Raw genomic sequence first — 26,020 nt, forward strand, 5'->3', positions numbered from 1 at the left:
CTCAACAATGTAACTTCAGTGGCGAAAGCTCGGCGAGTGAATTGGTCGCAATAGAGACGACAGTCAGGATCGGGTCGTTTGTGCGCAATTGCATGGACTTTAATGCACTAGCAGTAAATCCGAGCACCTGCTGCCCTTCCCTCACATTTCTACCTGAGTTCCCAATTCAATCACTCTGTTCAGTGGCAATTTGAAATACTTCAAATTGCTGTTGGCGTTCTTCAACAGAAACGCGAACAGGCTCTCTCTCCAGCGCGCCATACCAATGCGCTTGGTGGGGATCACCGTCTCCCGGCTGAGGAAATAGGTCGTGCGCATCGGGCTGAAATCCAGCTCATTCAAGTGACAGAGACTCAAGGCCAAGGGTACATCAGGCTCTTCCATAAAACCGAAGTGGAGACTGACACGGAAGAACCCTTCGCCATAGGCTTCTACCTCAAAGCGTCGATCAGCGGGTACCCGAGGGCTGTCTTCGGACACTACGGTGAGCAACACCACCTGCTCGTGCAGCACTTGGTTATGCAGCAGGTTGTGCAAGAGTGCATGGGGAACCGCATCGGCCCTGGCCGTCAGAAAAACCGCGGTGCCTTGCACCCGATGCGGAGGCTGTGAACGGATGCTGCTGATAAACAACGGCAGAGGTAGCGCGGTCTCGTCCAGACGCTCGACGATGATCTTTCGCCCCCGCTTCCAAGTGGTCATCAAGATGAACAGGCCGATACCGGCAATGACCGGGAACGCGCCCCCCTGGAATATTTTCGGCGCATTGGCCGCGAAGTACAGGCTATCGACCAGCAGAAAGCCGAGCAGCATCGGGATGGCCAGCCAACGTGGCGTTTTCCAGAGGAGCAGCACGACAGCCGAAGACAGAATGGTGGTGATCAACATGGTGCCCGTCACAGCGACCCCATAGGCAGCTGCCAATGCACTGGACGACTCGAAACCGATCACCAGCAGCACCACACCAACCATCAACGCCCAGTTAACCGTGCCGATGTAGATCTGCCCCTGCTCCTGGCTTGAGGTGTGCTGGATAAACATCCGAGGGACGTAGCCTAGCTGGATGGCCTGGCGCGTCAGGGAGAAAGCACCGGAGATCACGGCTTGAGAAGCGATAATGGTCGCCAGTGTCGAAAGCGCGACCATCGGCAGCAGTGCCCAGCTCGGCGCGAGCAGATAGAACGGATTGCGTACAGCCTCCGGACTCTCAAGGATCAGGGCACCCTGGCCAAAATAATTGAGCACCAGCCCTGGCAACACCAGAAGGAACCAGGCACGGGAAATCGGCTTGCGGCCAAAGTGGCCCATGTCGGCATACAGTGCCTCTGCACCGGTCAAAGCCAGCACCACGGCACCCAAAATCGCAACGCCGATGCCTGGGTGAACCATGAAAAACTGCACGCCCCAAGCAGGATTGAGGGCTTGTAGCACTTCCGGGCGTTGCAAAATCCCGTAGATTCCAAGTGCACCCAACACCACAAACCACAGCACCATCACTGGGCCAAAGAGGATGCCGATACGCGCCGTTCCATGCTTCTGGATCAGGAACAGTGCCACCAGCACGATCACCGACAAGGGCACCACCCAGTGCTCTATTCCGTCAAACGCCAGCTGAAGCCCCTCAACCGCAGAAAGCACCGAAATTGCCGGGGTAATCATGCTATCCCCGTAAAACAGTGCTGCCCCGAACAGACCGAGCAGAACCAGCACCTTACTCATGCGCGGAATCGGCGCTGCCGCACGGCGAGCCAAGGCGGTCAACGCCATAATGCCGCCTTCGCCCTGGTTGTCTGCTCGCAGAATGAATAACACGTATTTGATCGAGACGACCCAGATCAGCGACCAAAAGATCAACGACAGAATGCCTAGCACGCCGTCGTGATTGACCTGAACACCGTAGTGACCGGAAAACACTTCCTTAAGCGTATAAAGGGGGCTGGTGCCGATGTCTCCGTAAACGACGCCGACAGCCGCGACGAGCATGCCCACGCCTGACGTTTTGGTTGAAGAGTTTTCGTGTGCAAGGGTCGCTGTTTCACTCAAGGCGGCATCTCTCAGTTAACAGGGAATAACTGCACGCCATCCTTGGGCAATACACTTTTCCACGGCCCTTGAAAAAGCCAGGCTCATGGACGTTATAAAAAACGCCGCCAGTATCGTTGCGGGCAGAAATGCTGACCGTAAAGAAAGCGTAAAAAAGTTGCAGCACCACAGCAGGAATCTGGCTTTATGCGCTCCCGGTTCGCGGAACAAAACCATCGCGTAGGGTTCATTTTCTCAATGGCAGATGTCACGCCGCGTCGAGGAAATCCATGCAGTGGCTAGGCCGGTGAATTTCTTCAGTTGATCGCGGTACGCTGATTGCCGTTGCCCCACAGACCAGATGTCCACTCAAACTAAATGAGGAAGTACGGGGATGCGAATTATCGGGTTCATGGCGGTTGTGGCGCTCTTCGGTGCGACCTGCGTGGTTGCCCAAGGTGTTCACCAGGAACCCCGGCAAACCAAGGCGGACATCACGACCGACTACGCTGACGGGTTTTCCGGTGGCCCCGATTATTGGGACGTCGCAAACCTCTCAAGCGGCGAAACTCTCAACGTGCGCAGCGAGCCCGGTGTCGGCAAGCAGATCGTCGGCGCGCTAATGATCGGCGACCGAGTACGCAACCTGGGCTGCAAACCGGTGGGTTCCAGTCGTTGGTGCCAAATCGAGGCTGGCCTCAAGCAGAAGTTTACCGGTTGGGTAAACGGCAGGTATCTGCGCGAAGCCGCCGGCCCACCATAAGGTGCCACTTCCAGCAGCGCTGCCACGGGCTCGCTGCCTTGCGCGACAACGCTCGGTCAGTCGAGCAGCGTTTTGCTCTTCGTCATAGTCAGGCTCAACAGTACCGAAACCAATATGATGCCGCCGACGGTCGCCAGCGACCATTGGATCGGCACGTGCCACCACGGCGCGACCAGCATCTTGCCGCCGATGAACACCAGTACGATGGCCAGGCCATATTTGAGCAAGTGGAAGCGGTAGGCCAGGTCGGCAAGCAGAAAATACAGTGCGCGCAACCCCATGATGGCGAAGATATTGGAGGTGAATATGATGAAGGGGTCGGTGGTGACAGCGAAGATAGCCGGGATGCTATCGACCGCGAAGACCAGGTCGCTGGCCTCGATCAGTACCAGCACCAGGAACATCGGCGTCGCCCAGCGCAGGCCGTTCTGGCGTACGAAGAAGCGCTCGCCATGAAAGCCATCGGTGATGCGAAGATGGCTACGCAGCCAGCGCAGCAAGGGGTTCTTTTCGAGGTCTGGCTGCTGGTTGGCGAAGATCAGCATCTTGATGCCGGTGATGATGAGGAAAGCACCAAAGACATAGAGTAGCCAGGCAAACTCCCGCACCAGCCAGACACCGGCGAAAATCATACCGGCGCGCATGATGATGGCGCCGAGCACGCCATAGAGCAGGACGCGGCGTTGCAGCTCTGGCGGCACGGCGAAGTAGCCGAAAATCATCACGAAAACGAACATGTTGTCGATCGACAGCGACTGCTCGATCAGGTAGCCCGTCAGGAATTCGAGCGTTGTACGCTGGGCGATTTCGGCGCCGAACATGCTGCGCAGATACCACCAGAGCAGGACGGCGAAGACCAGCGCCAGACTGATCCAGGCGATGACCCAGGCCAGCGCTTCGCGCACCGAAACACGATGCGCCTTGCGCCCGCCGAAGACGAACAGATCGAGGGCCAGCATGGCAAGGACGAATACGATGAAGGCGGCCCACATCCAGGGTTGGCCGACGCTGATGGCGGTCATTGACTGTCTCCGCATGAAGCAGCAATAGGCTGGAGGAGTCATGCTAACGAGCCTGTTACATCAGCAAAAATCGTTTATTCATTGCCAATAGTTCGTTTTTTACGAAGTGTTGATTCAGGTGCTGAACTGCCGGCAATCGCATTGGTTGTGCTCCATGGTCAAGGCGGGTGGCATGGCCCGCGGTTCCAGCAGCCCCGTTTACTGCGCGGCCGTGATGAAAAGGTCTGCTATATCCTTCACCAGCCCTGGCAACTGGCAAGCCGGTGATGCAGGCGTATATTGATAGTGTCGATCCAGGTAGTGAGGCGATAAAAGATCGCCAATGGTGGGACAAGCGAAAGTGCTGGGGGCGCTAGCCAACAACCCAGAACGTTTGGAGGTGTCACATGAGGCAGTATCAACGACTCTTTCTGATCGCAGGTCCGACCATGCGTCATTCGCCGGCGATGGAGCGGGCAATCGCACTGGCCGACGCCACAGGCGCAGCGCTGCACATCGCGGTGTTCATCGAAGACTTCGACCTTATGCGGTTAATGAGCAACAGTGAACAACTTCGCGAGAGTTGCCGGCAGGAGAACCTGCAGTGGTTGGAGGATGAAGCCGGACTCATGCGCAGGAAGGGCATCAATGTGACCACCGAAGTTGCATTGACCCGTGACCCGCTGCAACAGATCCTTGAGCATGTGGCTGAAATGCAGCCGGACCTGACTATCAAGGACGTACATCATGAATCGGCGCTCAAACGCGTATTCGTCACGCCTTTGGATTGGCAGTTGTTGCGCGAATGTCCCACGCCCATACATCTGGTCAGCGAAGTCAGGTGTCCGCTTCCTCGGGTGATTGTGGCAGCGGTTGACCCATCGCATCCAGAGGGTCAGATCAGCGGAATCAACGACAGTGTCATTCAGGCGGCGAACGAATTGGCGACGCAGTGTGACGCTGAATTGCACCTGCTGTATGCCTATGAACTGACACACACACATTTCTCTGATGCAGGTGCTGGCGCCGTGACGATGCCAGGCTTCAGCAACGACGTGCGCCGGTCACTAGAAAAATGCTTCATTGCCTTGGCGGCGCGCCACGGCGTGCCACCTGAGCGACAACACTTCATTGCAGGACCGCCAACCAAAGCAATGGCCGACTTTGCCACTCATACTCGAGCGGATGTCTTCGTGATGGGAAATACCCATCACAAAGGCGTGGACAAGCTGGTTGGCAGTACCACGGAGCATGTTCTATATCAGGTGCCTTGCAGCGTTTTGGCCATCAAGGGAGAAACGGATGCCTGAAGAAAAAACCGCCACTATCGCAGCCGGCTGTTGGTGTCGATGTGGTTTTGACCCAAGCTGCTGACTTCAGCTGACCCTTGGGCGGTCTCCAGCAAGACACGCAGATCGAGCCTTCAGCGGCCGCTGCTGAGTCGGGAGATGGGCCAGCGATAGCGCGGCGTGCGGACAATTCGCGCCTTTGGTTTAGGCCCTGGCGCTGCATCGCTGTGAGCGTCGATAACCAGGAACCTGCGTCGCTTCGGCAGACTCGGCCGGTCGTTTGGCGACGTACGGCAACTCACCTTTTAGCGTCCACTGCCGATAAGTTGGTGTGCAAATGAGTTGTTCTCACCGACTGCCGGGAATTTATGCCTAACGATCTCCCCACTATTTCTTGTTCCCCAACCAATCGTTCAAGCGTGGCCCTGACCCGCGCTTCGCTGTTCAAGTTTGTTGGTCTTTTGGCAGGCGTGTTTTTGCTCGCGTGCGGCTCGCTTGTTTATCTTGCGCAAAAACTGGATGGCGCGGAGGAAGTCAAGAGTGCGTTCTACACCAGGAAGGCCGTGCAATCGTTGGAAAATTCGCTGCGCTCTACCGTCAAGGATTACGCATTCTGGGGCGATGCTTACAAGCACTTGCACACTGAAGTAGACACCGACTGGGCGTATGTACGACAAAATATCGGCACCACTCTTTACACGGACTTCGGATTCCGCGGCTTGTTTGTCGTCAATGATCTCAATCGCACCGTTTATTCCGTGGTCGACGGGGAGAAGGTGTCAGTTGAAGCAGAACAATGGCTCGAGCAGTCCATCGACGCGATTCTCGACAAGGCCCGCGAGGGAGCCGAATCCGAAACGCCTACCACTACGTTCGTCAATATCGGAGGGATACCCGCCCTGATCGCTGCAGCAGCGATTACCCCGGGAACCGATCCGACGGTTAAAACTGATGACAGATCGGCGTCGGTGCTGATTTTCGTGGATCCGTTGGACAGCGCCAAACTTGCAGCGATGGGTCGGGACTTCGGAGTGGAAGGCCTGCACTTGGCCACTGCCGATGATATTCACTCGCAATCTGTGTACCCCTTGGGTGAAACCGGCGCCGCAGGCAGTCTGCACTGGAGCCCGCACAGGCCAGGTCTGCAATTGCTCGCGCTCGGGCTGCCCCTTGTGGGGATCGCTGCGCTGTTGGTGTGCCTGATGACGTGGGTCATCTTGCGTCGAACCACCGCCGCTGCGCAGGCACTTGATGCCAGCTATTTATCGCTGCAATGCAGTCAGGCCGACCTCGCCACCAGTGAGGCGCGCTTTCGCGATGTCGTAGAGGCCAGCTCGGACTGGGTCTGGGAAATGGACGGTGGCTGGCACTTCACTTATCTGTCAGAGCGGTTTGAAGAGGTCACAGGCCTTTCCCGGGAGGCATGGATTGGTGCGGCGATGGATGATCTGTTGCGCACTGAGCTAGGCACAGTCTCTCAGTGGCTCAGTATTCCGAATCGTCGGCCGGACATCAGCGTGCAGTGTCGTTACCTGGATACAAATGGCCAGGAACGAATCACCCGTCTATCAGCGCGAGCAATGGCGGGAGGAGGATTCCGGGGAACGGCAACCGACGTTACGGAGGAAGTCAAAGCTCGCCGTCGAATCGAATTCCTCTCACAGCATGACGCCCTGACCGGCCTGCCCAACAGGACCCGTCTCCAAGAGTTTCTGGATGGCAAACTCAAAGCTGTGCCGACGGTGGAACAACCCTTGGTCATGCTCAGCCTGGACCTTGATCGATTCAAACCGGTCAATGACCTGCTAGGACATGCAGCAGGCGATCTGGTGCTCAATCAGGTCTCGAGCCGTTTGGCAGAATGCGTTCGCCACGGAGACCTTGTCGCCCGAATTGGTGGGGACGAGTTTGTTCTGATACTCACCGATGTCGGGTCCCAGGAGGAAGTCGAGACGCTTTGTCGCCGTCTGATCGAGTCCGTCGAGGAACCGATAGAGGTCAGTGAACAAGAGGTGTTTGTCAGCGCCAGTATTGGCATTGCCATGGCACCCAACGACGCATGCGAGGCGAGCGAGTTGCTACGTTATGCCGATATCGCGTTATACGAAGCAAAGGCCGGGGGACGTAACACCTGGCGTTTTTATGCGGGAGACATGAACGCCAGAATTATTGAGCGGCGTCGTCTGGAAAGTGATCTGCGCTTCGCGATCAGGAATGGAGAACTTCGACTGCATTTCCAGCCGCGCTATCGGATCTCGGACGGAGAGATGGTCGGCGCCGAAGCGCTGGTACGGTGGCAACACCCTGAGCGCGGGTTGATAGCGCCGGATACTTTTATTCTCATTGCTGAAGAGTCCGGGCTGATTCTTTCCTTGAGCGACTGGGTCATCGACACGGCCTGCCGTTGCGCCGCAGGGTGGCCGGAACATTTGTTTGTATCGGTCAACCTTTCACCTAGCGAATTCAAGCGAGGCAACTTGGTGGAACGCGTGCAGAAAGCGCTGCACGACTCCGCAATCGACCCTACCCGGGTGGAGTTGGAGATCACTGAAAACGTCATGCTCGAAGATGCCACCGGCGCACTGGAACTCATGCGTACATTGAAGCGCCTGGGCGTGCGAATAGCCATGGACGACTTCGGCACGGGTTATTCATCACTGAGTTATTTGCGCACATTCCCCTTCGACGGCCTGAAGATAGACCGCAGTTTTCTGAGCAAACTGGTAGAAACAGATGATCAGTCCATCATCCAGGCGATCGTGGGATTGGGCCGCGCGTTATCGCTCACCGTGACGGCAGAAGGGATAGAAACCGCCGAGCACTTGAAGTTGCTCAAAGCGGTATCGTGCGATGAAGGCCAGGGCTTTTTTCTGAGTCGGCCTCTTGAAGCCGACGACTTCAACGTGTTGGTGAAGGCCAGAAAAAGTACAGGCTCCCCGAGCAGGGTTTGAAGCGCGGCCCTGCGTCGGCGAGCTCGCTCCTTCAGGGTTCGTCGTGCTCAGGGCTTGCTCATTTTTCTGCCTTGCGTGGATCATCATGGCTATCGATGTATTCAAGCCCCAGCGGCCCCGTGCCGTAAACCTGCGAGATGTACTCTCCTGACTTCGCCCAATGAAAGTGCGGCGTATTGGCCGGCAATATCACGACGCTTCCGGGGCCATAAGCAACCAGTTTGTCCGGATCAAAAACAGTGCCAAAGCCGATATAGAACACCCCGGACATGACGGTATAGATACGATCTTCAGGATGGGTATGGGGCATCAACCGGGTGCCATTCGGCACTTTGACTCGCACCACGTAAGGTGCCGGCTTACTGGGGTCGCCAGCCACGACAGCGAGTTTCACTTCTTTCGGGAATGCGGGAAAACTGCGCCATTCCACCTCTTCATTGTGTAACGCAGCCACTTTATCGAGTGGCAATGGTTGTGCCTGAATAAAAGGCGCGCCTGCGCTTGCGACAAAAAGTGCCGCCAGAGAAGCCGTTTTGAGAATGCTCTGAATCATGAGATACACCTTGGCGATGCAGTGGACATATCGACGGGCTGACTCTATTCGTGATTGGCATTGCTGATAATGGCGCGGCCGCGCAATACAGATGATCCACGATGTAATCAATGTGCCGACGAAACCGCGTTTGCCAGGGCGCGCCTCAACATCATGCTCAGCGTAGTCACGCCGTACGCCCTATCAATACTGTCGATGTTCACCATCACGGCAATGAAGTTCTCTTAAAAAATCCGCGGCGTAACATTGGCTCCATACCAACCAAATACACCCCCGGAGCACACGATCATGAAACGCCAAACCATCCTCAGCATCGCTTTCTCGGTTTTCGCAGTTAACGCATTTGCCGCGACTTCTGTTCAACCCGTCGTCGCTGAAGGCGGCTCGGATCGNCGCCAAACCATCCTCAGCATCGCTTTCTCGGTTTTCGCAGTTAACGCATTTGCCGCGACTTCTGTTCAACCCGTCGTCGCTGAAGGCGGCTCGGATCGTCTGATCGAAAGCCGTGTGGCTGAAGGTGGCGCTGATCGCCTGCTGGAAAAACGCAATGCTGTAGCGGCTGATGGTTCGGATCGTTTGAAAGGTAATGAAGTCGCCGCCNAGCCGTGTGGCTGAAGGTGGCGCTGATCGCCTGCTGGAAAAACGCAATGCTGTAGCGGCTGATGGTTCGGATCGTTTGAAAGGTAATGAAGTCGCCGCCAATGGCTCCGACCGCCTGCAAGGCAACACCGTCGCCGCTGACGGTTCCGACCGCCTGAAAGGCAACGAAGTCGCTGCCGATGGCTCCGACCGCCTGAAAGGCAATGAAGTCGCTGCCGATGGTTCCGACCGCCTGCAAGGCAACACCGTTGCCTGAAAGTTGAATCGCTTCCCCGCAACACCTCGAAAAGCCCGGCCTGATCAGCCGGGCTTTTTCGTGCGTGCTTCCACAAGGAATGACACGGCAGCGTAGTCATCAACGACCGATCAAAGCACTCGACAACAACGTCTCCAGCCCCATCGGCTTGGCGAAGTAATACCCCTGGGCCTGCCCCGCGCCTATTTCGCGCAGCAGATCCAACGTGGCTTGATCCTCGACGCCTTCGGCCACCACGCTCAGGCCCAGCGATTCGGCCATGCGCACGATGGCCCGGACGATTGCACGACTGCGGGGGCTGGTGGTCAGCTCAAGGATGAACGACTTGTCGATTTTCAAGCCGCTGAATTGGTACTGATGCACGTAGCTCAGGGATGAAAAACCTGCACCGAAGTCATCGAGCACCACCGACATGCCGTTGTCGGCCAATTGCTGCATGGTCTGTTGGGCAATCGCCGGCTCAGCCACCAACGCCCCCTCGGTCAACTCCAGGCAGATCCGTGAAGGTGAGACCCCGTGCAGCGCCAACAGGGCAAGTACATCATTGGCGAAATCCGGGCGCGTCATGCTGTAGCTGGAACAATTGACGTGCACCGCAGGCCAGTTGGCATGCTCGGGCCGGGCAAGGATCGCGGCGATGCTGGCCAGCATGTACAGGTCCAGTCGGCCGATCAGGCGCAACCCTTCTACATCCGGCAAGAACTCGCCCGGTGCGATCACCCGGCCGCCCGGCTGATGCCAGCGGATCAGCGCCTCAAGGGCCAGCAGTTCGCCGCTTTCGACGCTGACAATCGGCTGGAAATACGGGAGCAATTCGTCGGTACGCTTGAGGGCGTTGCGCAAGGCCCCTTCCCGCTCCATCTGGTCCGACACTTCGCGGCGCACTTCCTGGTTGAACACCGCGTAGCTGTCACGCCCGGCACTCTTGACCCGGTACATCGCCGCATCGGCATCGCGCAGCAAGTCGGCTGGCTCGTTGTGGTACTGCTTGTCGGCGCTGACAATTCCGATACTGCAGGACGAAAAAACTTCATGGCCATTGATGAAAAACGGCAAGTCAAACGCCAGCAGAATCCGCTCGGCGATTTCAATCACCGCGTCCAGCGACGCCTCGGGCGCGAGCACCGAAAACTCATCGCCGCCCAGACGCGCCAGCATGTCGGTTTCGCGCAGGCAGCCGCGCAGACGGTGAGCGGCTTGCATCAACAGCAAGTCGCCAAAATGATGGCCGAGACTGTCGTTGACCATCTTGAAGCGGTCGAGATCGATGAACATCACCGCCAGGTGTCCGCCTTCGCTGCCGAACCGCGACCAGGCCAGATTGAGGCGCTGTTGCAGGTAGGTGCGATTCGGAAGCCCGGTCAGCGCATCGTGGGAGTTTTCGTGTTGCAGTTTGGCATTGGCATGATCGAGCTCGCGGGTGCGGTTCTGCACCCGGGCTTCGAGTTTGAGGTTGGCGGCATGGATCGCTTCGGCGGCGGTGCGGCGCGACAACGCCGTGTCGATGTGGCGGGACACGAACGTCAGCAGTTCCTGGTCGCGCAGCGTGTAGCACACTTGCGAGGTATAGCTTTGCACCGCCAGCACGCCGCGCACGACGTCGCCATCGAACAATGGAATGCCCAGCCAGGAATAGGACCGGACGGACTCCCGGGCCAATTCGATTTCACCGTTTTCGGCCAGTCGTTCAGCCTCGCCAACGTCAATCAGGCAAGGCCGACGTTGGCGAATCACATACTCGGTGAGGCCCCGGCGACCTCGCCGTGCCGCCGGGCAAATGGTCTGCCGCTCATCCACATAATAGGGAAAGGTCACTTCGCTGGTGGCGTCGTCGAACAGCGCAATATAGAAATTCTGCGCGAACAGCAGGTCACCGACGATGCCATGCAGGGTTTGGAACAACTCGGCCATGTCGCCTGGCTGGCTCGACAGTTCGGCGATCTGGAACAATGCGCTCTGTAGATGCTCGGCGCGCTCGCGTTCCGCCACTTCCTGGCGCAAGGCGTCGTTGAGCGCCGAAAGCTCCAGGGTACGGCGCATCACCGTCTGCTCCAGGTCCTCGCGGTGCAGAATCCGGTCCAGTGCCATGGCCACGTGTCGCGCCACCACCAGAAACAGCGCGCGATCTTCAGCGCTGTAGATGCGGGAGACATCGTAGACCTGCATCGCCAGCATGCCGAACACGTCATCCGAGGCGTTTTTCAACGGTGCGCCCATCCAGAACTCGGGACGATCACCCACACAGTAGAAACGCTTTTCTGACTGAGCCGCGAGGATCCCGGCGGCGTCGATCAGCAACGGCTGGCCAGAGGTCAACACTTGGCCGGTCAACGACAGGCGCGCGGGATCAAGGTATTCGTAGTGCGAAGACTCCACGGCATCAACATCGATGATGTCGACGTAATACGGATAATCGATCTTGCCACTGTGCGGGTCATACAACGCGAGATAGAAGTTCTCGGCGTCGATCAGACTGGCCAGCAGTTTGTGCACCCCCACCAGAAACACGGAACGGTCGCGGGTTGAACTGGCCAGGTAAGTGATTTCATACAACACACGCTGAGTAATCTGCGCACGGGCAAGGGTGTTGGTCTGTAGCTGAACGCCCAGACGCAGGGCAAACTCGGCGAGTGCCGGATCCGCGGCCTCGGTTTGCGGCGCGAGTAGCCAGCCCAACACACTTTCGCCTCTACCGGTCGGCCAGCAATGCAACTGCCGGGCCTGGCAAAAGGCTTCAAACGCTTGATGCTCGATGTTTGAGGGCCACTGCTGCTGCGGGTTGCCTTGGCCGACCCAATGCAGCTGTTCACCGGCGCGGTAAAACACCCATGCGGTGGTGTGGCTCCAGTTACACGCCGGGCCGAGCAACTGCTCAAGCGAGTCGTCACGGCCAACGCCGGCCATACCGACCCGATCCGGATTGTCGTTTGATTGAGGTGAAGCTGTTTCGCAATCGAACGATTGCCGTGGGGAGTCGGTCAATCCGGCAAAACTCATCAGCGCTCCCTGAGCCAAAAACTGGCGATACTGACCAACTGCTAGCAAAGTGCCAGTTATCTTCCCATTTAAAGCTTACAGTGTTTTTTTTCAACAACTTTATTGGTTTGAATGACGACCGTGAGACGGGCAGCCAGTTATTCGCGATTTGTTGAACAGAACAACCGTGCGACGCAACTCAACAACTATGCCCTACCCCCAACGCTTCCGCCATGCGAACCAGGTCGGCAAAGGACCGCGCGTGCATCTTTTTCATGGCATGGGAGCGGTGGATCTTGATGGTGATTTCGCTCAGATTCATCTCACCAGCGATCTGCTTGTTCATCAGGCCTCTTACGGCAAGGGCCATGACTTCTTTTTCCCGGACCGTCAGTGACTGGTAGTCGGCATGCAGGTTCGAAGATTGCCGTTCGAGTTCCCGGCGCTTGATATCGGTTTGCAGCGCAGACGATACCGCGTCGAGCAGGTCCTGTTCACGAAACGGTTTTGCCAGAAAATCCACGGCCCCTGCTTTCATCGCCTTGACCGACATCTCGATATCGCCATGGCCCGTGATGAAAATAATCGGGATCGCGGAGTTTGACTCAACCAGTTGACGCTGGAAATCCAGGCCACTATTGCCTTGCAGGCGCACATCGAGGACCAGGCAACTGGCGCTCGCGGTCTTTGGCTGAAGGAGAAACTCCGTGGTTGAAGCGAAGGTTTCGACACGGATGCCGGCAGAGCGCAATAGATTGCTCAATGCATCGCGAATGGAGGCGTCGTCATCGACCACGTACACAATAGAACCATTGCTTTGCGGCTCACTGGAGGGTGCGCTCATGCATGGAACTCTTCGGAAAATTGAGGAAAAAAAAGTGTAGCACAGCCTGATTGGGTGTCTGGGATGCCTTTCCTGCCAAGTGCCAGCAGCACAGCCAGGCACTTGAAGCTATGCAATAAAACGCGGCTGCAACGCTGAAATCAACGAGAAAAAAACCCGTGGCGAACGCAGTAGCGCGTCGACCTGGGTACTGTAACTTTTCCCGCGAGTGCACCAACTGCAAAAGTGTTCGCAGTTATTGGAGAAAATCCGGTAATGGCGTTCACCGACTCTCGAGCGCGCGCGACTGACGATTTCATCGCTGGAATATTCGCAATGTTCCCGCAGTACCCAGACGGGTTTGCCGCTGGCGAAACTGTCCAGATCAGTCACCTCGATCGGCCCCGGTTTGATTGAACTGCTGTACCCGGCGTAATGGGCGACACAGCCGCCTCCAAGGTAGATCCCATGATGGACGTAAAACCGGCGCGGACTGATCAGATGCGAGCCCACTGGCACTTGGCTCAGTGACCGTTCGATGTTTATCAGCGGTTCGGCGCACAGGTAGTTCTGTAACAGGCGAGCATCTGACACCCGGTTGAAAACGGCGGTTATCAGCGCCACTGCTTGCAATGCTTTTGCACGCAGAAATGAACACTTTTCGATGACATTGGCTATTGAGCTTTTCACGATAAAGTTCTCCGCAACCCTTGAGGCTCAATATATCGCCGGGGTTGCGGAGCTTCATTTGTACCTGCGATTAGTTCGTTCGAACCATTAATATGCCTCACTTAAACTTAAGTATTAAGTCAGCCCTGCAGCACCGGCAGCGTGAACTGGACAGTGGCCCCGCCAGGCTGGTTGGCACCTGCCCATAAACGCCCGCCATGGGCTTCGATGATCGAGCGACAGATCGACAAACCCAACCCCAGGCCAGTCGGCTTGGTGGTATAGAACGAGGTGAATACCTGGTCGGTGTTGTCCACGGGAAATCCCGGGCCTGAATCACTGACGCTGACCCGCAAATAGCCGGCATCGCCCGGCACCACGCTGATCTGCAATTGCCGCTCGCCTTCCTTGGTACTGCGCATGGCTTCCAGGGCATTCATGATCAGGTTCAGCAGCACTTGTTGCAGCTCGACACGATCGCCTTCAACCAGTGGCAGTCCATCGGTGAGCTGGGTCTGCAATACAGTGCCACTTTTCATGATCTGGCTACGGGTAAAGCCGATCATTTCGCCAATGGCCGCGTTGATGTCCACCGGCCCTTTCTGCGGCGGCGCCTTGCGGATGTGCCCGCGGATCCGCCCCAGCACATCCGCAGCCCGGTTGGCATCCTCGATCAGGCGGCTGAGCACATGACGGACTTCGTCGAGTTCGGGTGGCTGGATATTCAACCAGCGCTGCGCGGCATTGGCGTTGAGGATGGCGGCAGCAATCGGCTGGTTGACTTCGTGAGCGATCGACGCCACGAGCTGGCCCATGGTCGCGACGCGGTTGGCGTGGGACAACTCGGTCTGCACCTCACGATAGCGTCGTTCGCTTTCGCGGATTTTTTCTTCCGCCTGCTTGCGCTCGCTCAGGTCCAGCACGAAAGCCACGCCTTCCTTGCTGTCCGCTTCAAACATGGCCAGCCCCACAATGACTGGCAGTCGACTGCCATCCTTTTTGAAGTATTCCTTTTCGAAGGGTTGGGCGTGGCCGGTTTGTACCGCCTCCAGCATGGAGCGCTCGCTGGCTTCGCGATATTCCGGCACCGTCATCTCACGCCAGCTCATGCGGCCCGAGACAAGATCCTCGCGAGTGAAGCCCAGCATGCGCAGGAACGCATCATTGGCCTCGACGATGTCGCCCTCGGCGTTCCATACGACAATGCCAATGATGTTGGCGTCCACCAGACGCCGGATTTTTGCCTCGCGCTCTGCGACCTCGCGGTACAAACGGGCATTTTCCAGCGAGATCGCCGCCTGCGACGCCACCAGTTTGAGCACGGCGATCCGGTCGGGGCTGAACACCCTGGCGGTCAGATTGTTTTCGAGGTAGAGCGCCCCCACCAACTTGGCCTGGATCATCAGGGGCAGGCAGAGAATCGACCGTGCGCACTGCTGACGAATGTAGGGGTCGGTAGCAAACATCGCCTCGGCCGCGGCATCGTCGAGCACAACACTCTCGCGGGTGCGCAACACATGATAGAGAACAGACTCCGGCAACAACTGCGCGCTGACCGGTGAATCGCTCAATTGCGTTGTATTGTCGCTGGTGACTTGTGCTGCTATGCGCAGCTCTGCCCCTTCCGTCAGGATCAACAACCCCCGTTCGGCACCGGCCTGTTCGATGGCGGTGAACATGACCGTATCGATGAGTTTTTCCAGCATGATTTCACCCGACAGGGCCTGGGACACCTTGAGTACCGTGGCAAGGTCCAGGTGTTCGACCGCCGCGGCCATGGTGGTGGTCGGGCCGAGCCTGTGTTCTTCGGATCTCAGCGAGGGATACTTTGCGTCAAGCTGCCGCACCTTGCCATCGGCGCCCCAACGTAAATAGCCGTAGCGGGCGTCCTGCAGATAGGCATGGGCAATCCTGACCAGACCGCGCTTGGCGTAGAAGCGTGATGCAAGTTCGCTGGCAAGCGCCTCTATATGGACAAAGCCGGTCTCCTGTGCCTGGTGAATCGCTTGCTCGTACAACAATTCGGCATCAACCACACGCCCCTCGATTCGGGCAATTTCAGCACCGACCAAAGTTGCCCTGCTGGCAAAGTTTTCCGGGCACTGTTCCGCCCAGGTCTGCAGTTGCCGACAGTCAGCCGCCATGGCGAGCAGATGTTCCGCTTGCTCGCTCACCGGGGTGCCATCGCAGCAGGCTGCACGGGCCAGTGCATCATAGAAATAAAACTCGGCTTCCTCGAAGAACGCCTGACAAACCCAGAGTAACCGCTGCGCCTTGGCGGCGGCTTTCATGGCCGCTTCAGGTTCATCGGCGAGGTAGCGAGCCTGCAGTTTGCGGACCCAGTACAAGCACTCAGCCAATACCAGATCCGGGCTACTGGACAAGTGGGCTTCGGTGCCTTGCTCATTCAACTCGCCTTCATCAAGACGACCGAAGGTAGGCGTCAGGCCTCTCAACATCCGGATCAGCTTCAATTGTGTGACGATAAAATCAACCACCAAACCGAAGCGCACCTTCCTGGCGTAAGCCAGCCCCTGTTCAGACTCACCTTGCACCTCGGACAACGGCTCGCCGGCGAAGAGCAAGTCGGCAGTGAGATTGTTGCCGGCATAGGCGCCATAGGGCAGATCACCGATACGGTTCGCCGCCACAAACGAACGGCGCAGCAGGTCGCGGCATTGCTTTACGGGTTTCATCCAGCGCACAGCGAAACACGAGAAGCACAGATAGGTACTGGCCTCGAATCGAGTCAGGCCGCGCTGTTCAACCAGGTCGCAACCCAACTGACCGAATCGAAAGCCTATCTGGTAGTCGCCGAACCGCCGACCGGCGACCCTGAACACGTTGGCGTAGAGCACACACGACGCATCGCAGTTACCCCACTCGAGGCTCAGACTGACCGCCTTGCAAATCAGCAGGTCCGTCAGGTTCGCATCGGTCTGTAAGGCAGGCGCGAAGAGTTTGCCCAGTGCATTGACTGTCACAAGGGACGTCGGATCAGTCATCAACGGCAGATCGATAAGTTCCTCGATTGCCCGATCCCCCAGCAACGACCCGATGTGGTCATACTCACGCCGCACTTCATCGTCACTCGGATGTGCCGACCACTTGATACCCACATGCTGCAGGTAAGCGAGACAGACAGCGACCGCAGCATCGCTGCGGTCCAGAAGCAGGTAGACGTCCATTTGCAGACAAGCAACGCTGGCTCGCTCTGTCACCGTTATGGCGCGCGCCGAAAGCGCCGTCAGACGTTCGTTCGCGATAGCGAGTTGACCGGTCAGGAGTTCGCATTCGGCCCTGTTCAACTCCAGTGCAAAGATCAGCCCATGCCGGCGCGCCCAGCAGTCTTCACCCGATAATTTCACACCCATGCTCAGATAATTAAGCGCGGAAGCGTATGCAGTCGAAGCCTTGGCACGCTGGCCGGCAATCAGGTTGAACTCGGCCAATTGCTCCCGCTCGCCCCGCTCAGCGAGCAGCGACGCGCCGAGATTAAGCTGACCGACGATTTCAAAGATTGACGCTTCCAGATCCTCCGCAGGCGTCTGCGACGCCAGCAGCCGGCCGATTCTCAGGTGGGCCTGGGCGCGTGAATCCTTGGGGATCAGTGAATAAGCGGCTTCATGGATGCGGTCATGGACAAAACCATAGGCATCGTCCAGCCGTTCGACCAGCTCCTGGCGAATCGCCTCCCACAACACGGTACGAACCTGCGCCTTGGGTACGCCCATGGCAGTCGAAAGCGCGGTGATGCCGGCAACGTGCCCCAGACAGGCAAGTTGCTGCAACGCCTGCTGTGTCTCGGCCTTCAAGCGGGAGAGTTTATCGACCATAAGGTCGACGATGTTCTCGGTATAACCCTTGGCATGGATACGATCCGGATCCCAGCACCAGCGCCGCGCCTCATGATCGAACGTCAGCAGTTGCTCCTCGGCGAGCGCTTGCAAAAACTGGATCACGAAGAAGGGATTGCCGGCGGTTTTGTCCAATACCAACTGCGCCAGAGGCTCGATACGCGCCACCTCGGCATGCAGCGCCTCGGCGATCAACTGTTCGATGTGCGACTTGGCCAAGGGCGCCAGGGTGATTTCATCGACCCGACCGCCCGCATTGCGAATGGCCCTGAGTTTGCTCGACAGCGGGTGCGTGCCATCCACTTCGTTGCTGCGATAGGCGCCTACCAGCATCAGGTGGCGCACATCCGGACTGGTCAGCAGGTCTTCCAGCAGATCGAGTGTCGCCGCATCGAGCCACTGCAAATCGTCGAGAAACAGGGCGAGCGGGTGTTCGGCCCGGGCAAAAACGCCGATAAAGCGCCGGAACACCAGAAGGAAACGCCGCTGCGCCTGTTGCGGGTCCAGGGCCGGGACCAGTGGCGGCTCGCCGAGGATCAGCTTGAGTTCCGGGATGAGGTCGGTCATGAGCCGCGCATTGGCATCCAGCGCCTGTTGCAAGGCCTCACGCCAGTTCGCCAACTCCGTATCGTTCTTGCCCAGCAGCGAGCGCACCAGGCTTTGAAACGCCTGCACCAGCGTCGAATAGGGGACGTCGCGCCGGTACTGATCGAACTTGCCGGAGGCGAAGATCCCACGCGGCGGTACCAGCACTTTGTGCAATTCGTTGACCACCGACGACTTGCCGATGCCGGAATAGCCGGTGACCAGCACCAGCTCCGGCGCACCGTTTTCAATGATTCGGCCGAACGCGGCAACCAGCTTGTCAACCTCCCGCTCGCGCCCGTACAGTTTCTCGGGAATCAGCAAGCGGTCGCAGGTGCCGTGTTCGCTCAGGGTAAATGCATTGATCTGGCGCTGTTGCTGCCAGTCGGCCAGGCATCTGCGCAGGTCATGCTCAACGCCCGCCGCCGTCTGATAGCGATCCTCGGCGGTTTTGGCGAGCAGTTTCATGACGAGGTCGGACAGTGCTTCGGGAACGCTTTCAACGCGCGAGCTCGGTGGCAGCGGTTTCTTCGCGATGTGGCAATGCACCCACTCGATCGGGTCGGTGGCGGTGAACGGCAGCGAGCCGGTCAGCATCTGGTACAGGGTGACGCCGAAGGAATAGAGATCGCTGCGCGAATCGATCGAGCGATTCATCCGGCCGGTCTGCTCAGGCGCCATGTAGGCGAGCGTACCGGCGATGGTCTCCGGCGCGTGCCGCTCGCGGGGCAGCCGTGACGCAAGACCGAATCCGGTGAGCCGGGCCTGCCCGTCGGCACAGTTCACCAGGATATGACTGGGCTTGATGTCTTTATGCACAAGTCCACGCTGATGAAGCTTGCCCAGGACCACTGCAATGCCAATGGCGTGATGCAAAAAGCTGGTGATGTCCATGGGCGCCTCCAGCAACCGAACCAGCGGCTCGCCACCGGGGTCTTCGAGCACCAGTTGCATCTGCCCGGCTTCACGCAGCATTTCAAGCGGCCGTACCGCCCAACTGCCTTCCAGCTCATCCTTTAATGCAAATTCATGGGCGAGACGGCCAAGACAGGCCGGCAGCGGCTGTTCGGCAGCGGGACGCACCACCAGAACGTGGCTTTCACCGCCGGCACTGGAGCGTAATTCCCGACAGAAGATACGCTCACCATCGTCCCAAAGAATTTGCATGTTGTTATCCATCGCAGAGGGAACAAAAGTCGTGTTTTGCCTGGCATTTGCCGTCGGATCAGCCATCCGGAAGCGTCGCGCCGCTTCAGATTAGCTGTTTATTGGCACGCGCCAAGTACGCATGCTCGCCATATGAGCAATTGAACACCGCCCACGATGTCATTGAATGGTCGGTGGTACATCAACACTTAGATCTTAGCGACCTATACATAGATATACTTTTCCCCCTTTCAGTACCGCGTATCGTGTAGTAACGACAGGCGCATTCACGAGCCAGACCACATGACGCAAAACACCCCGATGCGCACTGCAACCACCATTGCCATCGTCGATGATGACGATTCCGTCCGCGGTGCCCTGGAAAGCCTGGTGCGATCCAGTGGCTACAAAACCCGAACCTATTGCAGCGCCCTGGAGTTCCTCGACGCCAACGCCACCACTGAAACAGATTGCCTGGTTTCCGACATCCAGATGCCGGGGATGAGCGGCGTGGAGATGCTTGAGCGTCTCATCGCGACGGGTTACCACATCCCTACAATTTTAATCACTGCCTATCCAGGAGCGGCTCCGCCCCTGGGCTCCCATTCCCCAGAGCTGATTGCCTGCCTGCCCAAACCCTGCGACGCCGACAGGTTGCTCAACTGCATCGAAGCCGCCCTCCTCCAGCGTCACTGAAACACGCGCATCAATGACTGTGCGCTTTGGCATAGCGCGCCAGTATGATCTTGATACCCACCAGCATCGGCGCAGCCACGACAAACAGCAGTGCCACGTAGAAAAATGCCGTATCAAAGGCAATCACCGCGGCTTGCCTTGACACCACCTTCTCCAGCAGGCTGGTTGCCGCACGCCCGGCGGCCGCTGGATCCATGCCCTTGCCGGCCAGCATCGCCGTGGTGTTGGTCAGCCGCTCAATGAGCGCGTGCCCACCCGGGGTGACGTTGGCGCCAAGGACGACGCCGTTACTGGCGACGTGGTGCTCGATCAAGGTTTGCAGCCCGGCGACGCCCATCAGGCCGCCCAATTGCCGCCCGGTATTGAATAGGCCGATGCCACAGGCAAGGTTGCGACTGTTGAGGTCGCTGAAGGCGATCAACGTGATCGACAGGAACAGAAAGCCCAACCCCAGGCCACGCAACAGAATGGCCGTCATCATGTCGTCGGCACCGCTCTCGCTGGTGGAACCGGAAAGCATCCACATGCTTGCCATGATCAGCAGGATGCCAAAGGGCACGGTCGCAACGGGTGGAACGTCGCGGAATGTGAAGAGCCAGGCTGCAATCAACAGCGAGCCGATGAAAAAACCACCGCTGGGCAGCAACAGCAGACCGGCATCGGTGGGGGTGAAAGCGAGTACCGATAAAGCGAACGCCGGAATCAGGAAAGCGCTGCCGAACAATGCAGCGCCAGCGACGAAACTGACTATAAAGGCAAAGCTGAAATCACTGGATTTGAACACCGTAAAGTCGAACAGCCCTCGCTCCCCGGCCAGGATCTGTTGACCTAGAAAAGCCAGCAGAGCGGTGGTGCCGAGCATGGTCAGCAGCAGAATGCGCGGTTCTTCGAACCAGTCCCAGCGACTGCCCTGACTGAGCACGTAGGTAAAACAGAACAACGAGGCAGAGACCAATAACACACCAGGCAAGTCGAAGGGCCGTGATCGGGTATTGGCGGGCACGGGATGGTCGGCGAGGAGCAATAGTCCGGTCGCGGCCAGCGCCAGCGGCACAACGCTGAAGAAAATCCAGGTCCATGCCTGGCTGTCGATCAACCACCCTTGCAGAGCTGGCGCGAGGGTGGCGGACGCAACCACTGCGCCCATCGCAAACAAGGCTTGCAGGAACGGTTGCAGCGAGCGCGAATACGCGCGAAAAATGATCACCTGCCCCGCCACCAACAGTGCACCTCCCGCGAAGCCCTGGATGATGCGCAGCGCGATCAGCAGGTCCAGCCGTGCGGTGATGGCAGCCACGCAGCACGCCACTCCCATGGCCAGGGTGGCGCCGATGAGCACATTTCGCGCCGTGAAACGCTGCATCATCCAAGGGGCGGTCATGAATCCGATGAGCTTGAGCGCCACATAGCCGACATCCAGCCAGGCGAACTCATCAGGCGTGGCATAGGTGTCGCCAATGATGTCGCTGCGCCCCAACGCCAGAACGGTACTGGCAATCGCTTCGGTCAATGTTGCCAGCACAATGCCCAACATGAGCAACGCACCGGTCCGGGTTCTGTACCGGGCAGGCGTGTTCATGAGCCAGCCCCTTGCGTCACCTCCACCCGCGCCGACAGTCCGGGCACGATGCGTCCCGGCAATGGATTCTTGGCCAGGCGGATCTTCACCGGAACGCGCTGTACTACGCGCACAAAGTTGCCGGTCGCGTTGTCTGGCGGCAGCAAGCTGAACGCTGCACCACTGCCCGGTGCAAAACTATCAACCACGCCGTCCAGCGCCGTATCGCGATAGCCATCGACCGTGATCCGTACGGGCTGGCCAGGCTGGATGTGTGCGAGTTGGGTTTCCTTGAAGTTGGCCACGACCCACACATCGTTGACCGGTACGATATCTAGCAAGGAAACCCCCGGTGTAGCGAACCGCCCGACACGCACCTGGCGGTTACCGACGACACCATCCACGGGTGCATGCACCACGGTGTGGTCTAGATCGATCTGCGCGAGATCACGGGCGGCTTGCGCTTGCGAAACAGCGGCCACGGCTGCCTCTCTTTGCGCCACGAAAACCGCAATCCGTTGCTGTTGCGCCTCGACCGTTGCCGAAGCAGCCGAGACTGAGGCTGCGGCTCTGGATTGCGCGGTGCCTGTTTCATCGACCAAAGCCTGGCTGACCGCGTTGCTGACGATCAGTTTGCGGCTGCGATCATGGGTTTTATTGGCCAGGTTCATCTCAGCAGAGGCCGAGCGTTTTTGCGCTTGCGCCTGCCTGATCAGCGCATTTTGCAGCTGAATCTGTGCATCGACATGGTTCAGGCGCGCCTGCGCAGCGTTGAGATTGGCCACGGCTTGGGCAAGTTTGGCCCGATAGTCGCGATCATCGATGCGGAACAACACATCGCCGGCCCGGACGGCCTGGTTGTCTTCGACCTCCAGCGCCGTGACATAACCCGCGACCTTGGCGGCAAGCGAAGTGACGTCGCCGCGGACATAGGCGTTATCGGTGGAGGTCACGCCGCTGGAAAAAGCCATTGCGCCCCAGGCCGCGACAACCGCCACCGCGCTCGCGCACAGCACCAGGCCAAGGGTTTTGCGTTTGCTGCGTCGCATTGCCACGACCGGGCCTGTGGCGCCAGCACCGGTGGCAATGGCGGCTTTGTCCTGGAGCGATTTCATTTTGCGTTCCTGTTCAGTACCCATCGCTGCAGCGGATAAGGGCGGCAGTAACCTGCCACCCGGTTGTCGAGTGTCCGGCTCACTTTTTGATCGGTGTCACCAGCGGCATATCACCGCTGTCGACCACGAACACCGCCAACAGGCGCGCAGGTTCGGTGTCGCTGGCGTTGGCGCTGACTTCGTGCACGGAACCCGGCTCTTCTACGAAATTTTCGCCGACACGGTAGATCTTTTCAGGCTCGCCTTTGATCTTGATGCGGAACGAGCCCTCGAGGACCGTGGCATAGATGAATGCGGTTTTCGGATGGGTGTGGGCTGGCGATGCGGCGCCTGGCCCATACTCGACCATCACACCTTTCATGCTCTTGCCGGGGATGTTGGGAATGGGACGGTCGAACACGACGGTCACCTTGCCGGGGGGTGGCTCAGCGGCCGAAACCGACGCTGCACCGATCGACAGCGTTGCAAAGACAGCGGCTAACAGCAGACGAGTAACCATGGTGATTGCTCCTTCGTGGATGCGAAAGTGATGATGCGCAGGGTTATCGGGTCGAGGACTGAGCGAGCCAGTCTTCGAAGCGGATGGCGCCCAGGCGTGCGTTCTTGCCGGCGGTCAGCGATTGGTCGTCGAGCACGGAGCCGAAGTAACGTGCGTTCACGTCCGCAACGACCTTGCGGTTGTCCTGGGTGGCCCGCAGGAAGCGCCTGACCAGTTCGTCGATCGGTAAGGCTTCGGGACCTGCGACTTCGACCGTGCCATTGACCGGTGCCGCCAGCACCACGTCGGCCAGCGCCGCCACAACGTCATCAGACGCCATTGGCTGAATCAGCGCCGGCGATGCGTAAATCGCGTCACCGACGGCGAACGATTGGGCAATGCCGCCGACGAACTCGAAGAACTGCGTGGCCCGCAGCAGCGTGTAAGGAATGCCGGACGCCTTGATCAGTTTTTCTTGCGCGACCTTGGCCCGGAAGTAACCGTTATCGGGCAACCGATCAGTGCCGACAATCGACAACGCGACATGATGGCGAACCCCGGCAGCCGCTTCGGCGGCCAGCAGGTTGCGGCTCGAGGTTTCGAAGAAATCGAGAACGGCCTGGTCTTCCCACGACGGTGCGTTCGCCACGTCCACCACGACATCAGCACCATCCATCGCTTCGGCCAGGCCTTCGCGGGTGATGCTGTTCACGCCTGTGCTCGGGCTGGCGGCGAGCACGTCATGCCCGCGTTCCTGAAGGATGTTCACAAGTTTCGATCCGATGAGGCCGGAGCCTCCGATGACGACGATCTTCATGGGTTTTCTCCATTTGTCGACTGCAACCGTTGCGTCGGTGTGGAACAAGAATGCCTGGGCATCCGGACCGAGTCCTTGCGCCGGCCTTGGCTTTGTCTTGGCGAATCCTTGGATTTATGTCCAAAGCGGCTGTCCAACCGCCCGGATCGCAGACGGTGCAGCGGCTTTTGAGCTGCCGTATCATTAACGTTCAATCGACAATCGCCTGGGACACGGAGTCGAAGGCGCTGCGCCAGGGGAAGCTCACGTTGCAGTTCGCATTTGATGATTTCGTGCTCAATCAGGATCGCCGGGAACTGACTTTGCGCGGGCAGGCCGTCGCTGTCGGCCCGCAGGTCTTCGATCTATTGCTGCTGTTCGTCAGCAACCCCGATCGCGTGGTCAGCAAGGACGAGTTGCTCGAAGGGGTGTGGAGCGGGCGGATCGTTTCGGAGTCGACGATCACCAGCCACATCAACGCGGTGCGCAAGGCTATCGGCGATACCGGCGAAGAACAGCGTCTGGTGCGCACGATTGCCCGCAAGGGTTACCGTTTCGTCGGACAGGTCAGGGTCGACGACAGCGGACAAGCGCCACCAGCCGACCTTGATCGACAGCCCGTGCCCCCCAGGCAAGCATCCCCTGCTGTTCTCGCCCTGCCGGACAAACCCTCGATTACGGTCCTGCCTTTCCATAACCTGAGCGGCGATCCGGAGCAGGAATACTTTGCTGACGGCGTCGTGGAAGACATCATCGCCGCGCTGTCGCGTATCCGCTGGCTGTTCGTCATCGCGCGCAACTCCAGCTTCACCTACAAGGGCCGGTCAGTGGACGCTCAGGGTGTAGGCCAGGAATTGGGAGTGCGTTATGTGCTTGAAGGCAGCGTGCGCAAATGCGCAAACAAGGTGCGCATCACCGGACAGCTGATCGACGCGACAAGCGGGACGCATATCTGGGCGGAGCGCTTCGAAGGTTTGCTCGACGACATCTTCGAGTTGCAGGATCGCATCACCGAAAGCGTGGTCGGCGCCATCGCGCCGCAACTGGAACAGGCAGAAATCGAGCGCGCCAAACGCAAGCCGACGGAAAGCCTGGGCGCCTACGATTACTATTTGCGCGCCATGGCCAATCTGCACAGCGGCAGCCGCGAAGCCATCGAGCAGGCGTTGCCGATGTTCTACACAGCGATCGAGCTCGACCCGGAATTTTCCTCGGCCTATGGCATGGCCGCCTGGTGCCACTTCTGGCGCAAGCTCAATGGCTGGATGGCCGATAGACCTGGCGAGATCGCCGAGGGCATTCGCCTGGCGCGCCTGGCGGTGGCTCTGGGCCGCGATGATGCGGTTGCATTGACCCGTGGCGGCCATGCACTGGCCCACCTCGCGGGTGAAGTGGACAGCGGCATCGCCCTGCTGGACAGGGCCAGGCTGCTCAATCCCAATCTGGCACCCGCCTGGTACCTGGGCGGCATCCTGCGCGCATTGCACGGTGAAACAGACATGGCCATCAAGGATTTGAGCCATGCCGTGCGCTTGAGTCCGCTGGATCCGGAAATGTTCAGAATGCAAGTCGGGATGGCGCTCGCGAATTTCTTCGCCGGTCAATTCGATGCCGCCGCCCACTGGGCGGAAAAGGCACTGGGCAACCTGCCCAGCCTGCTTCCCGCCGCGGCGCTGCTGGCGGCCAGCCATGCCTTCGGCGACCGAATGGATAAGGCGACACTGGCGATGCAACGCCTGCGTGAGCAGGACCCAACGTTGCGCCTGTGCAACCTCCAGGACTGGCTGCCGATCCAGCGGCCTGTGGATCTCGCGCTGTTCGCCGACGGACTGCGGTTGGCGGGCATGCCGGAGTGACAGACAGCCCTTAGGCCGCTGGTCGCATGC

General features: G+C 58.7%; 16 protein-coding genes and 1 pseudogene. 6 read left to right on the forward strand and 11 right to left on the reverse strand.

The annotated features are described in order from the left end of the window. Nucleotides 1-141: 141 nt before the first annotated feature. Nucleotides 142-2,043, reverse strand: a complete 1,902-nt coding sequence (locus ASD60_RS26390; RefSeq protein WP_131107961.1) for a potassium transporter Kup — start codon at nucleotides 2,041-2,043, stop codon at nucleotides 142-144. Between the two features lie 373 nt (nucleotides 2,044-2,416). Between ASD60_RS26390 and ASD60_RS26395 the strand changes: the two genes are divergently transcribed. After that, the gene (locus ASD60_RS26395; RefSeq protein WP_056856798.1) at nucleotides 2,417-2,785 is read left to right on the forward strand and encodes an SH3 domain-containing protein; all 369 of its coding nucleotides are present in this window, start codon (nucleotides 2,417-2,419) and stop codon (nucleotides 2,783-2,785) included. Between the two features lie 56 nt (nucleotides 2,786-2,841). Here ASD60_RS26395 and ASD60_RS26400 read toward each other — a convergent pair whose 3' ends face one another. Beyond that, entirely contained in the window at nucleotides 2,842-3,807 is a 966-nt protein-coding gene (locus ASD60_RS26400; RefSeq protein ID WP_056856799.1) for a TerC family protein, read from the reverse strand. A 386-nt stretch (nucleotides 3,808-4,193) separates the two neighbouring features. On the opposite strand from ASD60_RS26400, the gene ASD60_RS26405 reads away from it, so the two are divergent. Continuing rightward, nucleotides 4,194-5,096, forward strand: coding sequence for a universal stress protein (locus ASD60_RS26405; RefSeq protein WP_056856800.1), 903 nt, complete (start codon nucleotides 4,194-4,196; stop codon nucleotides 5,094-5,096). Nucleotides 5,097-5,443: 347 nt separating this feature from the next. Next, a complete protein-coding gene (locus tag ASD60_RS26410) occupies nucleotides 5,444-8,026 on the forward strand; it encodes a bifunctional diguanylate cyclase/phosphodiesterase (RefSeq protein ID WP_056856801.1) in 2,583 nt (860 codons plus the stop codon). Between the two features lie 58 nt (nucleotides 8,027-8,084). Here the strand turns inward: ASD60_RS26410 and ASD60_RS26415 are convergent, their stop codons facing one another. Further along, nucleotides 8,085-8,579 (reverse strand): cupin domain-containing protein, encoded by a 495-nt coding sequence (locus ASD60_RS26415; protein WP_056856802.1) that lies wholly within the window; start codon nucleotides 8,577-8,579, stop codon nucleotides 8,085-8,087. A 601-nt stretch (nucleotides 8,580-9,180) separates the two neighbouring features. On the opposite strand from ASD60_RS26415, the pseudogene ASD60_RS29055 reads away from it, so the two are divergent. Further along, a pseudogene (locus ASD60_RS29055) lies at nucleotides 9,181-9,435 on the forward strand (hypothetical protein); the annotation flags it as partial. A gap of 99 nt (nucleotides 9,436-9,534) precedes the next feature. Here ASD60_RS29055 and ASD60_RS26425 read toward each other — a convergent pair. The 4 genes from ASD60_RS26425 to ASD60_RS26440 all read right to left on the reverse strand — a co-directional run bounded on the left by ASD60_RS26425 (nucleotide 9,535) and on the right by ASD60_RS26440 (nucleotide 19,512). Further along, nucleotides 9,535-12,432 (reverse strand): sensor domain-containing phosphodiesterase, encoded by a 2,898-nt coding sequence (locus ASD60_RS26425; RefSeq protein WP_056856803.1) that lies wholly within the window; start codon nucleotides 12,430-12,432, stop codon nucleotides 9,535-9,537. Nucleotides 12,433-12,610: 178 nt separating this feature from the next. Continuing rightward, nucleotides 12,611-13,255 (reverse strand): response regulator transcription factor, encoded by a 645-nt coding sequence (locus ASD60_RS26430; protein ID WP_056856804.1) that lies wholly within the window; start codon nucleotides 13,253-13,255, stop codon nucleotides 12,611-12,613. 108 nt (nucleotides 13,256-13,363) lie between these two features. Beyond that, nucleotides 13,364-13,924, reverse strand: a complete 561-nt coding sequence (locus ASD60_RS26435; RefSeq protein ID WP_056856805.1) for a lecithin retinol acyltransferase family protein — start codon at nucleotides 13,922-13,924, stop codon at nucleotides 13,364-13,366. A 119-nt stretch (nucleotides 13,925-14,043) separates the two neighbouring features. Further along, complete coding sequence (locus tag ASD60_RS26440; protein ID WP_056856806.1) at nucleotides 14,044-19,512, reverse strand: trifunctional serine/threonine-protein kinase/ATP-binding protein/sensor histidine kinase; 5,469 nt, start codon at nucleotides 19,510-19,512, stop codon at nucleotides 14,044-14,046. A 282-nt stretch (nucleotides 19,513-19,794) separates the two neighbouring features. Here ASD60_RS26440 and ASD60_RS26445 point away from each other — a divergent pair, with 282 nt between their 5' ends. Further along, nucleotides 19,795-20,187, forward strand: coding sequence for a response regulator transcription factor (locus tag ASD60_RS26445; protein ID WP_056856807.1), 393 nt, complete (start codon nucleotides 19,795-19,797; stop codon nucleotides 20,185-20,187). Between the two features lie 10 nt (nucleotides 20,188-20,197). On the opposite strand, the gene ASD60_RS26450 is transcribed toward ASD60_RS26445, so the two are convergent. From ASD60_RS26450 to ASD60_RS26465, 4 genes are all read right to left on the reverse strand, one after another. Then, a complete protein-coding gene (locus ASD60_RS26450) occupies nucleotides 20,198-21,766 on the reverse strand; it encodes an MFS transporter (RefSeq protein WP_056856808.1) in 1,569 nt (522 codons plus the stop codon). Next, the gene (locus tag ASD60_RS26455; protein WP_056856809.1) at nucleotides 21,763-22,860 is read right to left on the reverse strand and encodes an HlyD family secretion protein; all 1,098 of its coding nucleotides are present in this window, start codon (nucleotides 22,858-22,860) and stop codon (nucleotides 21,763-21,765) included. Before ASD60_RS26455 ends, ASD60_RS26450 begins: the two co-directional genes overlap by 4 nt. A gap of 79 nt (nucleotides 22,861-22,939) precedes the next feature. After that, nucleotides 22,940-23,359 carry a cupin domain-containing protein gene (locus tag ASD60_RS26460; RefSeq protein WP_056856810.1) on the reverse strand — a complete coding sequence of 140 codons (420 nt, stop codon included), beginning with the start codon at nucleotides 23,357-23,359 and terminating at the stop codon, nucleotides 22,940-22,942. A 43-nt stretch (nucleotides 23,360-23,402) separates the two neighbouring features. Beyond that, nucleotides 23,403-24,155 (reverse strand): SDR family oxidoreductase, encoded by a 753-nt coding sequence (locus ASD60_RS26465; RefSeq protein WP_056856811.1) that lies wholly within the window; start codon nucleotides 24,153-24,155, stop codon nucleotides 23,403-23,405. A gap of 248 nt (nucleotides 24,156-24,403) precedes the next feature. Between ASD60_RS26465 and ASD60_RS26470 the strand changes: the two genes are divergently transcribed. Then, nucleotides 24,404-25,990, forward strand: a complete 1,587-nt coding sequence (locus tag ASD60_RS26470) for a winged helix-turn-helix domain-containing tetratricopeptide repeat protein (protein WP_056856917.1) — start codon at nucleotides 24,404-24,406, stop codon at nucleotides 25,988-25,990. Nucleotides 25,991-26,020: the final 30 nt, after the last annotated feature.

Source organism: Pseudomonas sp. Root562, assembly GCF_001427125.1.
GTDB lineage: Bacteria > Pseudomonadota > Gammaproteobacteria > Pseudomonadales > Pseudomonadaceae > Aquipseudomonas.